The organism is Enterobacter sp. BNK-14, assembly GCF_047456095.1.
Taxonomy (GTDB): domain Bacteria; phylum Pseudomonadota; class Gammaproteobacteria; order Enterobacterales; family Enterobacteriaceae; genus Enterobacter; species Enterobacter kobei.
Genome location: NZ_CP179897.1, coordinates 1221483 through 1234340, shown reverse-complemented (window position 1 = coordinate 1234340; position 12858 = coordinate 1221483). Strand labels below are relative to the sequence as shown.

The following is a 12858-nucleotide window of genomic DNA, read 5'->3' as shown; positions in this document are numbered from 1 at the left end:
TACAACTAAGTAACTGATGTAAAAGGGAAGCCTGTTCAAGGGTTGTGTCGTGCAGCGATCACAGATGAATATTTGATCGCGATCGCACTCCTTCAATGTTAACGTTAACTTTCGTGATTAACATCATAAATCTTAGTCAAACAGCATGAGAATAAAATTATGTTAACGTTACCATCGCGTCATTACTCCAACATGAGAATGTCATGATGAAAACGCATCACTCTCACAGCTACCCTTTATTGAGCGCATTACTGTTTTTCTTTTTTGTGACCTGGTCGTCTTCCGGCTCGTTGCTTTCTATCTGGCTCCACCAGGAAGTGGGCTTAAAGGCAGGGGATACCGGCATTATCTATGCCGTGCTTTCAGTCTCTGCGCTGTTTGCTCAAATCTGCTATGGATTCATTCAGGACAAGCTCGGTCTGCGAAAAAACCTGCTCTGGTTTTTGACCAGTCTGCTCATTCTTTCGGGTCCGGCGTTTTTGCTGTTTGGTTATCTGCTGCAGATTAACGTTTTACTCGGCAGTATTTTCGGCGGGGTTTTTATCGGTTTGACGTTTAACGGCGGGATAGGGGTACTGGAATCCTATACCGAGCGCGTGGCACGCCAAAGCCAGTTTGAATTCGGCAAAGCGAGGATGTGGGGATCGCTTGGCTGGGCAGTGGCGACCTTTTTTGCGGGACTCTTGTTTAACATCGATCCGAAGCTGAATTTCGCTGTCGCGAGCTGCGCAGGACTGGTGTTTTTTATTTTGCTGGCGCGTCTCAGGGTCTCTTCGGCACCGCACGCCATGCAGGAAGCGGTCTCCGGCGGCAAGGTCACGCTGGAAGACGCGCTGCGCCTGCTGACGCTGCCACGCTTCTGGGCGCTGGTGTTTTTCGTAATCGGGACCTGCATTTACGGCGTTTACGACCAGCAGTTTCCGGTCTATTTCTCCTCCCAGTTCCCAACGTTGCAGGAAGGGAACGCCATGTACGGCTACCTCAACTCCTTCCAGGTTTTCCTTGAAGCGGCGGGGATGTTCTGCGCTCCCTGGCTGGTGAATCGCCTCGGCGCGAAGAATGGCCTGATTTTCGCGGGAATGGTGATGGCGATGCGTATGGTGGCATCGGGTCTGGTTGAGGGGCCGGTATTGATCTCCATAACCAAACTATTGCACGCAGTAGAACTGCCTGTTTTGCTGGTCTCAATCTTTAAATACAACAGTTTACATTTTGATAAGCGGCTCTCTTCCACCCTTTATCTGGTGGGCTTCGCCTGTACAAGCTCGGTAATTGCCTCAGTCCTGTCGCCGCTGGCAGGTTACAGCTATGAGAAATACGGTTTTGCCCAGTCTTATCTGATTATGGGGCTGTTAGTGTTCAGCACCACGTTTATCTCCATCTTCCTTTTGCGCTCGGGTAAGTCCTCTTCTGACCCGCTCATGCCGCAACCTTCCACTATCTGATCGAAAGAGTAGAGCAATGACGTATTCCATTACGAAAGCAGAGCAGGAACTTCTGTCCAGACGCGAGGGGCTTAACCTGCGCTGGTATCCGCGTTACCACCTCGCTGCACGCGCTGGCTGGATGAACGACCCTAATGGCCTGGTCTGGTTTGATGGCTGGTATCACGCCTTTTATCAACATCATCCGTATTCGACCCAGTGGGGCCCGATGCACTGGGGCCATGCGCGCAGCAAGGATTTAGTTCACTGGGAACATCTCCCGGTTGCACTGGCGCCAGAAGGAGCAGAAGACAAGGATGGCTGTTTTTCCGGATCGGCAGTGGTGGATGGCGATACGCTTGCGCTGATTTACACCGGACATAAATTCCACGGCGATCCTGATGATGAGGCAAATCTCTACCAGGTGCAGTGTCTGGCGACCAGCCGTGATGGTATTCATTTTAGCCGGGAAGGCATGGTTGTTGACACGCCGCCTGGCCTGCATCACTTCCGTGACCCGAAAGTGTGGCGTGAGGGGGAGAGCTGGTACATGGTCGTCGGTGCGCGGGACGGCGAAACGGGTCAGGTGCGCGTGTATCGCTCTGAAGATCTGCACGCGTGGCAGGATATGGGCGTGCTTGCGGTGGCAGAAAAAGAGATGGGGTATATGTGGGAATGCCCTGACTTTTTCACTCTCAATGGCAAGCGCGTACTGATGTTTTCACCTCAGGGAGTGGTGGCTGAAGGATACAAAAATCGTAATCTATTTCAGAGTGGCTATCTGTTGGGCGAGTGGCAGCCTGGTCAGCCTTTTGTGCGAGAAGGTGAGTTTGTGGAGATGGATCGCGGACATGATTTCTATGCGCCACAAAGTTTCCTGACCCCTGATGGCCGCCGTATCGTTATCGGCTGGCTGGACATGTGGGAATCCCCACTGCCGGAGCAGGAAGATGGATGGGCTGGCATGCTCTCTTTACCGCGTGAACTGACGCTGAGTGCGGATAACCGCCTGCAAATGCGACCGGCCAGAGAGGTCGAAGGCCTCCGGGGAGAGTGGTTCCCCTGGCCAGTAAGTACTCTTAAAAACCAGCAGATTACTCTGGTGGAACACTGCGACGCGATGGAGGTCATGCTGAAGTGGGATTGCGCCAACAGCGGTGCAGAGCAATACGGCATTCGTTTTGGAGATGGCTTACGCGTCTATGTTGATGCGCAGATGCAGCGCCTGGTGCTGGAGCGTTATTATCCGCAGTATGGCCTGTGCGGTACCCGAAGCGTCGCGCTGAACCTGAACGACACGCTAAGCCTGCGCCTGTTCGTTGACAGCTCGTCAGTGGAAGTGTTTGTCAATGAAGGGGAGGCGTGCCTGAGCAGCCGCATTTACCCTGATGCAGAGTGTCGCGAACTGGCGTTGTTCGCGTGGACCGGGGCCGCTTCGCTTATCGATGCCGGAGCATGGCAATTAGGGTAAACGAATGACGTCAGGAATAACGTCCTGAATTTCCTGACGTCATAATCCGTATGGTCTGCAAATAAAAAGGCGACAGGCGACGCCTTTGTTTTACGTTGCTTCTTTACTCACCGCCGATCTGCTCTGACAGAGTAATAAACGAAGATGAACAGGTGATTCCTTTCCCGGTCTCTGCTGTGATGAGTACCGCGATAAATCGAAACCCCTTGCGCCTGGCACGCCGCCGCGGTTACACTAAACAACAGCAATAAGCGTTAATTAACTCATTGTTTTAAAAGTATTTTGACTCGGGGTGCCCTTCTTTGTGAAGGCTGAGAAATACCCGTATTACCTGATCTGGATAATGCCAGCGTAGGGAAGTCAGATGCCTCACCGGTCATCGCTTCTTCACGCAAGGCAGGAGCGAACCCATGCAGCCTGACCTGCTCGATTTACACGTTTTACATCATTTCCGTACCCGTTCTCCGCTTACCCATTGCATGACCAACGATGTCGTACAGACCTTCACGGCTAACGTGTTGCTGGCGCTTGGCGCATCCCCTGCGATGGTGATTGAGGCCGAAGAAGCTGAACAGTTTGCCGGGATTGCCGATGCCCTGCTGATAAACGTCGGCACGTTGACCTCGCCACGCGCCCAGTCGATGCGTCGGGCGATTGAAAGCGCGGTGGCGGCAGGAAAGCCCTGGACGCTGGACCCGGTGGCCGTGGGCGCGCTGACGTTCCGCACCCGCTTTTGCCACCAAATTCTTGCCCTTAAACCGGCCGCCATTCGCGGCAATGCCTCCGAAATCCTTGCCCTTGCCGGAATGAGCGCCGGTGGGCGCGGCGTTGATACCACCGATACCGCGGTCAGCGCGGTGCCAGCTGCACAGGCGCTGGCCCGTCAGACTAATACCATTGTGGCGGTGACGGGGGAAATAGATTACATCACTGACGGACAGCGCACCCGAACGGTTGCGGGCGGCGACCCGCTGATGACCCGCGTGGTGGGTACGGGCTGTGCGCTCTCCGCCGTCGTCGCGGCCTGCTGTTCGCTGCCGGGCGACAGGCTGGATAACGTTGCCGCCGCCTGCGGATGGATGAAGCGTGCCGGAACGATTGCCGTTACGCACGCTCGCGGGCCAGGCAGTTTTGCCAGCGCGTTCCTTGATGCGCTCGATACGCTGGAGGAACAGGCATGAAACGGATTAACGCCCTGACCATTGCCGGTACCGACCCCAGCGGCGGCGCGGGTATCCAGGCTGACCTGAAAACCTTCTCGGCCCTCGGCGCGTACGGCTGTTCAGTGATTACCGCGCTGGTGGCGCAAAATACGCGCGGCGTGCAGTCGGTTTACCGAATCGAACCGGATTTTGTTGCCGCGCAGCTTGATTCGGTGTTCAGCGACGTGCGCATTGATACCACCAAAATCGGCATGCTGGCCGAAACGGACATTGTTGAAGCGGTGGCAGAACGACTGAAGCGTTATCAGGTGCAAAACGTGGTGCTGGACACCGTGATGCTGGCAAAAAGTGGCGATCCGCTGCTTTCCGCTTCCGCGGTTGAGACGTTGCGCCGGAAATTGCTGCCGCAGGTGGCGCTCATTACCCCTAATCTGCCGGAGGCCGCCGCGCTGTTAGGCACATCGCATGCGCAAACTGAACGTGAAATGAAAGCTCAGGGAAACGCGCTGCTGGCGATGGGATGTGGCGCAGTGCTGATGAAAGGTGGGCACCTGGATGATGCTGAAAGCCCTGACTGGCTCTTTACCCGCGAGGGGGAAGTGCGTTTTACCGCCCCGCGCGTACAGACAAAAAATACCCACGGCACGGGCTGTACGCTCTCTGCCGCGCTGGCGGCGCTGCGTCCACGGCATGACAACTGGGCCGATACGGTACGCGAAGCGAAGACCTGGCTCTCGGCGGCGCTGGCAAAAGCCGATACTCTGGAAGTCGGTCACGGTATTGGGCCGGTTCATCATTTTCATGCATGGTGGTAAGCCAGTATACTGGCAGGAAACACCACGTCTGAGAAAACAGAGATGGAACAAGCGCATACCCGATTAATCGCTCAACTGAATGAACGGATCGCCGCGGCTGATAACACACCGCTGTACCTGAAATTTGCCGAAACGGTAAAAAACGCGGTGCGCAGCGGGGTGCTGGAGCACGGGAATATTCTGCCCGGCGAACGCGATCTCAGCCAGTTAACCGGCGTGTCGCGCATCACCGTGCGCAAAGCGATGCAGGCGCTGGAAGCTGAGGGCGTTGTAACGCGTGCCCGGGGTTACGGAACGCAAATCCACAACATCTTCGAATATTCGCTGAAAGAGGCGCGCGGTTTTTCTCAGCAGGTGGTGCTGCGCGGTAAAACGCCCAACACGCTGTGGGTCAATAAACGGGTGGTAAAATGCCCGGAAGAGGTGGCCAGCCAGCTGTCGCTCGAGCCTGAAAGCGAGGTGTTCATGCTGAAACGCATTCGCTATGTTGACGACGACGCGGTGTCGATTGAAGAGTCCTGGGTGCCGGTCGGGTTAATTCCCGATCCGGATGCGATTGGTATTTCGCTGTACGATTACTTCCGCAGTCAGAATATTTTCCCGCAGCGTACCCGTTCACGGGTGAGCGCCCGTATGCCGGACAGCGAGTTTCAGGCGCACATCAAGATGGACGAAAAAATACCGGTGCTGGTGATCAAGCAGGTTGCGCTTGACCAGCAACACCGGCCGATTGAGTACAGCATCAGCTACTGTCGTAGCGATCTATACGTCTTTGTGTGCGAGGAGTAGTTCCTCGCGAGTGGGGGCGCAATCACCGCCGCGGTGGCTGACCACCCAGGACGCCACGGCATTCCCCAACAGAATGGCATCTGCCAGTGACCATCCTGCCGCCAGCCCGGCGAGCGTGCCGCCCGCATGGCTGTCGCCTGCGCCAATGGTATCCACGACCGTGGCCGGAAACGCCGGAACAACGCCTGAAGCGTCACCGTCATACCAGGCCGCGCCGTCTTTATCATGACGGACAATCAGCGCGGCGCCGAAACGCCGCTGCCATGCCACGCCGAGGTTTTCAGGCTTCACCCCCAGTCTTTCTGCCGCAATTTCTGCCTCCTGACGATTAAGCGACACGATCGGCCTGCAGGCCATAATCCGCGCCATAAGGGGGTCTGGAATATCCCCGATGCGCGGGCCGAAATCGATCAATGCCGTCACCTCCTGTAACCCTTCCAGCCAGCTCGTCAGCAGCTCACCGCACGGTGAGGCCAGCTGATATCCGGACAAATAAACCAGGCTGTGTGATGGTACAGACAGCGTATCAAGCCAGCCCGGTTGCCACTGGTTCTCCACCCCGCTAAACGACATAAAGGTGCGCTCGCCGTCAGGCTCTACCAGCGCCAGGCACCAGCCGTTGTCGCCGGTTTCGGCCTCCACGGCGCTGTGCAAATCCTGTTTTGCCATCGCGTTGCGGATAATATCCGCCCACACGCCGTGGCCGACGGGAAGGGCGTTTTGTGCCGCAATGCCGAGTCGTTTCAGGGCGATGGCAATGTTCAGCGCGCAGCCGCCGATATTCACACCCTGCTGTTTAAGCTCGATATCGCACCCGCGCCAGGGCAGGGCGTAGGCGTCGGCGATGACGTCAATCACCGCCGCGCCCAGCACCGTCACCGGGCGTGTGGCATACAAGGTTTCGAGACGTCGGGCAAACGAGTTCATACGCCCTCCCTTTGCTCCCGGTAGTGCAGCAGTTTTTCGCAATAGTGGCCGAAATCGAGCTGGTTGACGGCGTCGAGCTCGGCCTTGAGCGCCGGATCAATCGCCTGCACACCATGCAACGCCCCGCAGATGGCCGTTGCCATCGCGCCAATGGTGTCGGTGTCGCCGCCCAGGTTGGCGCACAGGACCGCGCAGCGGTTCGGGTCGGTTCCGCCAGTTCGACCATCGCAATGGCCGCCGGAACGGATTCGATGGTGCTGGTTCCCGCGCCCGTGAGCTGATAAATCTGCTCGCTGGCGGAGTCGATGCCGTTAGCTTCCCGCACGGTCTTAAGTGCCAGCTCAATACGCGCTGCCAGCGATGCGCTGAAGGTGGTCGTTTTCGCCTCCTGCGCATAGCGGGCGATACCCGGCAGGGCATCGACGATGTTCTGCCAGCGTTCGCCGTCGATGGCGCGGGAAACCGCCCAGGCAACCACCACCGCACCGGCGATGGCAAGATCCGATTTATGGGTCGGGCTGGAGGCCAGCGCCACCTGCTCCACAAAATGTTCCAGACGCGTGGCCGGGAGCAGGCAGCCCAGCGGGGAGGCTCGCATCGCCGCCCCGTTGGTCACGCCGTTGTTTTCCAGTTCGCTGACCGGTTTCCCGTCACGGATCGCGTTGAGCGCGATTTTCGACGTCGGGCCGAGCACGTTCTTATTAAACGCGTCGAAATCGAGCGCCCAGTGCAGGATATGTTTGCCGATAACATCCGCATCAATCTGCCCGTCGCATTCGATAATCGCATTCGCCAGGCACAGCGCCATTGAGGTATCGTCGGTGAACTCTGCCTGTTTGAAATAGCAGGCCGCATTATTCTCCGCCGGGCCGGGTAAAAAGCGGTCAATCCAGCCGAAGTGCGCCTTAACGCGCTTTCTCGGCCACAGCTCCGACGGCATGCCCATCGCATCGCCTAACGCCTGCCCGTAAAGGGCGCCGAGAATACGTTCTTGCTTCATTTAACTTCCCCTTGTGTCAGCGCGGCATCGCCATCAACCACCTCAATTGCAGTGATCTCTTTGTCCGATTCGCGGAAAAACAGCATAAACAGCACGGCGATCACGGCAATCATGATCCCACCGAATGTCCACATTCCGGCCCAGTTGAAGGTCAGCCCATTCACCGGCTCTTTGTAGGCGAACATTTTTTCCATCATCACGCCGCCCAGGCGGTAACCCAGCAGGCTACCAAAACCCTGGCAGCACAGCGTAATCAGGCCTTGCGCGGCGGTGCGCATATGCACCGGCGCTTTTTTATCCACGTAGATATACGCGGTAACGTAGTAGAAGTCGTAGCTCACGCCATGCAGCAGAATACCGAGGAACAGCAGGGCATAGGTGAAGTACTGTTCCGCGCCGCCGTAAACGAAGAATCCATAGCGAATGGCGGCCGTAATCAGACCCAGCAGTAAGACCTTCTTAATACCAAAGCGTTTGGTGAAGAACGGCAGGGCCAGCATAAAGAAGATTTCGGAGAACTGACCGAGCGTCATCCAGCCGGTGGCGTTTTTCATTCCCACTTCGGTGAGATAGCCGTTGGCGAAGATGTAATAGAAGGCCAGCGGCATGGCGAATAAAAATGAGCAGAAGAAGAACACCAGAAAGTTTTTATCACGCAGCAGGATAAGGGCATCCAGCCCCAGCATCACTTTGAAATCCAGCTTGCCGGTACTCTTCGGCGGCGTGTCTGGCAGGAACAGGGCAAAGACACCGAGCAGGGCGGAGCTGGCTGCCGTCATCAGCAGCGGAATATTGGTATCCGAGATGTCGCTATAGCCCAGCATTTGCGGCAGGAACCCGCACGCCAGCCCGGAGGCGATCCAGCCGATCGTTCCCATCACGCGGATGCGCGGGAAATCGGCCTCGACATCGCCCACGTTGGCGAAGGCGATACTGTTGGTCAGTGCGATGGTGGGCATATAGGTCAGGGAGTAAGCCAGCAGCAGCGGGAAGAAGGTGCTGAACTGGGTTTGCTGCGCGGCGAAGTACATCAGAATGGCACCGGCAAACATCAGTACCGCCAGCACTTTCTGGGCGGCGAAGAAGCGGTCCGTCAGCGAGCCGACCAGAATAGGCGAGAGGATAGCGGCAATGGCGGTACAGGCATAAGACCAGCCGATTTCCCCGGCGGTAAACCCGCTTTTACTCAGCCACAGCCACAATGGCACAAACCAGGCGCCCCAGATAAACCATTCAACGAACATCATGAATGACAGTTGGACTTTCGTTTTCATTTTTTAATCCTGCATGTCAGTGAGGGTACGCCTTTAACATACCACTCAATAATACCTTTTAAATACCTTTGTGGCGATTGTTTGATCAATGTAACAGTTTTGTTGTACACGAATCGAGCCAGCAGATTGTGCTGAAAAAAAATGCAAAGGGTGGAAAATCGGTTAAGTCGGTACCAGGCTTAGTCTGCCCATAAAAAATGGGACGGGATAAACACACACCGACACGATGTCGGATTTACGGGAGTATCACATGACTGATATTGCGCAGTTGCTTGGCAAAGACGCCGACAGCCTTTTACAGCATCGTTGTATGACCATTCCAGCCGACCAGCTTTACCTGCCTGGTCATGACTATGTTGACCGGGTGATGGTGGATAACAACCGTCCGCCAGCGGTTCTGCGAAATATGCAAACGCTCTATAACACCGGACGACTGGGTGGCACCGGCTATCTCTCTATTCTGCCGGTAGACCAGGGCGTTGAACACTCGGCGGGTGCCTCCTTTGCCGCGAATCCGCTCTATTTCGATCCGAAGAACATCGTTGAACTGGCGATAGAAGCGGGCTGTAACTGCGTGGCGTCCACCTACGGCGTGCTGGCCTCCGTCTCGCGTCGCTATGCCCACCGCATTCCGTTCCTCGTGAAGTTGAACCACAACGAAACCCTCAGCTACCCAACCGAATATGACCAGACCCTCTACGCCAGCGTCGAGCAGGCGTTCAATATGGGGGCGGTGGCCGTTGGCGCGACGATTTACTTTGGCTCTGAACAGTCCCGCCGTCAGATTGAAGAGATCTCTGCGGCGTTTGAGCGTGCGCACGAGCTGGGTATGGTCACCGTGCTGTGGGCGTACCTGCGTAACTCAGCGTTCAAAAAAGACGGGGTAGATTACCACGTCTCCGCTGACCTGACCGGGCAGGCGAACCATCTGGCCGCGACCATCGGCGCGGATATTGTGAAGCAGAAAATGGCCGAGAATAACGGTGGCTATAAAGCGGTCAACTTCGGCTATACCGACGATCGCGTCTACAGCAAGCTGACCAGCGAAAACCCAATCGACCTGGTGCGCTACCAGCTGGCGAACTGCTATATGGGCCGCGCGGGGCTGATCAACTCCGGCGGGGCTGCAGGGGGCGACACTGACCTGTCAGATGCGGTGCGTACAGCGGTTATTAACAAACGCGCGGGCGGCATGGGGCTGATCCTGGGCCGTAAGGCGTTTAAGAAATCGATGGCCGACGGCGTGAAGCTGATCAATGCGGTTCAGGACGTCTATCTGGACAGCAAAGTAACGATTGCCTGATCTGAGGACGAAACGTAGGCCGGGTAAGGCGTAGCCGCCACCCGGCAATACAATCAGCGCAAAAGCACACAGTCCGGCGGCAATCTGCACTGCAGCGCGCCGGGCAATACCTCAATGCGGAACTGCGTCCCGCTCAGCGGTTCGCCGTCGAGATTAAAGGTCATCCCGTGCGGGGCATTCACCTCAAACCATGCCGATTTCCCGGCAATAATATTCGGGCTCTCTTCGGGCTGCGTCAGCGTGGTAAACAGCGCGGGCAGCAGGCCGTCACCTGTGAAAATTCGCAGCTGGAGCTGGCCGTCATTGATCAGCGCCTCCGGGCAGAGCTGCTGTCCGCCGCCTGCCTGACGGCCATTGCCAATCCCAATCACCAGCGCATCTCCCTGCCAGTGAAAATCCTCGCCATGAATTTCGCAGCGGTCTGGCTTAAGGGTATCCATGCGCATCAGACCGTGGATCAGATAAGACACGCCGCCCAGCGCCGCCTTCAGCTTTTCCGGCGTTTCGCTGGTGATGCGCGTGCCAAATCCGCCCGTCGCCATATTAATAAAGCAGGTTTTGTCATTCACCTGGGCAATATCTACCGCGGTGGCTTTGCCAAGGATGGCCAGCTGGAGTGCTTTCTCTAAATCTTCCGGGATCCCGGCGCTGGTGGCGAAATCATTGGCGGTGCCGAGCGGTAAGATGCCCATCACCGGGCGGTCAGCCGGGGGAAGGTCGATAAGCGCAGAGGCGATCTCATTGATGGTGCCATCGCCGCCGCCGGAAATAATAGTGCTGACGCCTAACGTTAAGCCTTCATGGATATAGCGTGCCGCGTCGCCCTTTTCCCAGGTTACCCGCACGTGGATACGTGCGCCATCGTCACGCAACCCCTGAATTGCCTGACGCAACAGATCGTTGCCTGCACTTTTGCCATTGAGAATCAATAAACTGTCTGGATAGGTTGCCATCCGCGCTGCTCCCTTTTTTAGCGTTAGTAAGAGTGTATAGCAGAGCGGCAAAAAGCGGGTAAGAACAGGATGAAAGGCAAAAAATAAGCCCGCGTAAGGGAGATTACGCAGGCTAAGGAGGTGGTTCCTGGTACAGCTAGCATTTATGGGTTATGTTTTTCAGCGGGGGGATAATACCCGTATTGAACGAAGCGGTATGTGATCCGATTCTAAGAATTATCCCACCGTGAAAAAATTCCCCTGATTAACTATTTACCGTGTGGGTTTCGGGTGCTTTCACCGTTGAAATTACGCATCAGTAGCGCGAATTTCAGCTCCACCTCTTCCGGAACCGGCAGCCAGACGGTATGACCGTCACCCGGGGCAACCTCAATCGCTTCGCCTTTACCGTTTTCCAGATGCTCCAGCGTGAAGTTCATATTGCCCTGCGGGGTCATCAGCTCCAGGCTGTCGCCTTTGGTGAACTTATTTTTCACCGCCACGGCCGCCAGTGCGCCCTTACGCTCGCCGGTGAAGTCACCGACAAACTGCTGGCGCTCGGAAACGGAGTAGCCGTGCTCATAGTTCTGGTAGTCATCGTGAGTGTGACGACGCAGGAAGCCTTCGGTATAGCCGCGGTGCGCCAGACCCTCCAGGGTTTCCAGCAGGCTGGTATCGAACGGTTTACCGGCTGCCGCATCGTCGATGGCTTTGCGGTAGACCTGCGCGGTACGCGCGCAGTAGTAGTAGGATTTGGTGCGGCCTTCGATCTTCAGGGAGTGCACACCCATCTGGGTCAGGCGCTCAACGTGGGCGATAGCGCGCAGATCTTTCGAGTTCATGATGTAGGTGCCGTGTTCGTCTTCAAAGGCGGTCATGTACTCGCCCGGACGTTTGGCTTCTTCAATCATAAACACGCTGTCGGTTGGTGCGCCGATGCCCAGCGTCGGCTCAACGTTGGTCACCGGGATCGGCTCATGTTTGTGGACGATGTTGCCGATGTCGTCCTCTTTGCCTTCCTGGACGTTGTATTCCCAGCGGCAGGCGTTGGTGCAGGTACCCTGGTTCGGGTCGCGCTTGTTGATATAGCCGGAAAGCAGGCAGCGGCCGGAGTAGGCCATGCACAGCGCGCCGTGAACGAAGATTTCGATTTCCATATCCGGCACCTGAGTGCGGATCTCTTCGATCTCTTCAAGGGACAATTCGCGAGACAGGATAACGCGGGTCAGCCCCATCTGCTTCCAGAACTTCACCGTCGCCCAGTTGACGGCGTTAGCCTGTACCGAGAGGTGAATATCCATCTCCGGGAAGTTCTCCCGAACCAGCATGATTAAACCCGGGTCCGACATGATCAGCGCGTCCGGCCCCATATCCACCACCGGCTTCAGGTCACGGATGAACGTCTTCAGCTTGGCGTTGTGCGGCGCGATGTTGACCACCACGTAGAATTTTTTGCCAAGGGCATGCGCTTCGTTGATGCCGAGCTGCAGGTTCTCGTGGTTGAATTCGTTGTTACGCACGCGCAGCGAGTAGCGAGGCTGGCCCGCGTAAACGGCGTCGGCACCATAGGCGAAAGCGTAACGCATATTTTGCAGCGTTCCCGCCGGGGAAAGGAGTTCCGGTTTAAACATGTTTGTTCTCGTTCTGATGACAGGTCAGATCCGCATGCACCAGGTGCAGCGGTAAGGGGAGATCCCCCACTTTAAGGGCGGGCATTGTAGCGCTGAGGGGCAGGGAGGTAAAGTGATTGTGCCGGGTGG

General features: G+C 56.5%; 10 protein-coding genes, 1 pseudogene and 1 riboswitch. Of the genes and pseudogenes, 6 read left to right on the top strand and 5 right to left on the bottom strand.

Annotation, left to right across the window (positions count from 1 at the left end; translation table 11 throughout):
* Window positions 1-203 precede the first annotated feature (203 nt).
* The 5 genes from ACMGGM_RS05985 to ACMGGM_RS05965 all read left to right on the top strand — a co-directional run bounded on the left by ACMGGM_RS05985 (window position 204) and on the right by ACMGGM_RS05965 (window position 5662).
* Entirely contained in the window at window positions 204-1445 is a 1242-nt protein-coding gene (locus ACMGGM_RS05985) for an MFS transporter (RefSeq protein ID WP_014884531.1), read from the top strand.
* A gap of 16 nt (window positions 1446-1461) precedes the next feature.
* Window positions 1462-2895 carry a glycoside hydrolase family 32 protein gene (locus tag ACMGGM_RS05980; protein WP_047027520.1) on the top strand — a complete coding sequence of 478 codons (1434 nt, stop codon included), beginning with the start codon at window positions 1462-1464 and terminating at the stop codon, window positions 2893-2895.
* A gap of 278 nt (window positions 2896-3173) precedes the next feature.
* Window positions 3174-3270: riboswitch (TPP riboswitch) on the top strand.
* A 35-nt stretch (window positions 3271-3305) separates the two neighbouring features.
* Window positions 3306-4076 carry a hydroxyethylthiazole kinase gene (gene thiM, locus ACMGGM_RS05975; RefSeq protein ID WP_063943702.1) on the top strand — a complete coding sequence of 257 codons (771 nt, stop codon included), beginning with the start codon at window positions 3306-3308 and terminating at the stop codon, window positions 4074-4076.
* Complete coding sequence (gene thiD, locus ACMGGM_RS05970; RefSeq protein WP_045268768.1) at window positions 4073-4873, top strand: bifunctional hydroxymethylpyrimidine kinase/phosphomethylpyrimidine kinase; 801 nt, start codon at window positions 4073-4075, stop codon at window positions 4871-4873. Before thiM ends, thiD begins: the two co-directional genes overlap by 4 nt.
* Before the next feature lie 42 nt (window positions 4874-4915).
* Entirely contained in the window at window positions 4916-5662 is a 747-nt protein-coding gene (locus ACMGGM_RS05965) for a GntR family transcriptional regulator (protein ID WP_023330895.1), read from the top strand.
* Here the strand turns inward: ACMGGM_RS05965 and ACMGGM_RS05960 are convergent.
* The 3 genes and pseudogenes from ACMGGM_RS05960 to ACMGGM_RS05950 form a co-directional block, all read right to left on the bottom strand.
* The gene (locus ACMGGM_RS05960; protein WP_045135119.1) at window positions 5636-6589 is read right to left on the bottom strand and encodes a PfkB family carbohydrate kinase; all 954 of its coding nucleotides are present in this window, start codon (window positions 6587-6589) and stop codon (window positions 5636-5638) included. The two genes, ACMGGM_RS05965 and ACMGGM_RS05960, sit on opposite strands and share 27 nt — an antisense overlap.
* Window positions 6586-7589 (bottom strand): annotated as a pseudogene (locus ACMGGM_RS05955) (ADP-ribosylglycohydrolase family protein). The gene ACMGGM_RS05960 and the pseudogene ACMGGM_RS05955 overlap by 4 nt, the downstream one beginning before the upstream one ends.
* Window positions 7586-8863: a nucleoside permease gene (locus ACMGGM_RS05950; RefSeq protein WP_023330893.1), complete on the bottom strand. Its 1278-nt coding sequence runs from the start codon at window positions 8861-8863 to the stop codon at window positions 7586-7588. Before ACMGGM_RS05950 ends, ACMGGM_RS05955 begins: the two are co-directional and overlap by 4 nt.
* A gap of 250 nt (window positions 8864-9113) precedes the next feature.
* Here ACMGGM_RS05950 and fbaB point away from each other — a divergent pair, with 250 nt between their 5' ends.
* Window positions 9114-10166, top strand: coding sequence for a class I fructose-bisphosphate aldolase (gene fbaB / locus ACMGGM_RS05945; RefSeq protein ID WP_014170857.1), 1053 nt, complete (start codon window positions 9114-9116; stop codon window positions 10164-10166).
* Between the two features lie 53 nt (window positions 10167-10219).
* Here the strand turns inward: fbaB and yegS are convergent, their stop codons facing one another.
* Both yegS and yegQ read right to left on the bottom strand, forming a co-directional pair.
* Entirely contained in the window at window positions 10220-11119 is a 900-nt protein-coding gene (gene yegS, locus ACMGGM_RS05940; RefSeq protein WP_023330892.1) for a lipid kinase YegS, read from the bottom strand.
* A 248-nt stretch (window positions 11120-11367) separates the two neighbouring features.
* Window positions 11368-12729, bottom strand: coding sequence for a tRNA 5-hydroxyuridine modification protein YegQ (gene yegQ / locus ACMGGM_RS05935; protein ID WP_008500866.1), 1362 nt, complete (start codon window positions 12727-12729; stop codon window positions 11368-11370).
* Window positions 12730-12858 lie beyond the last annotated feature (129 nt).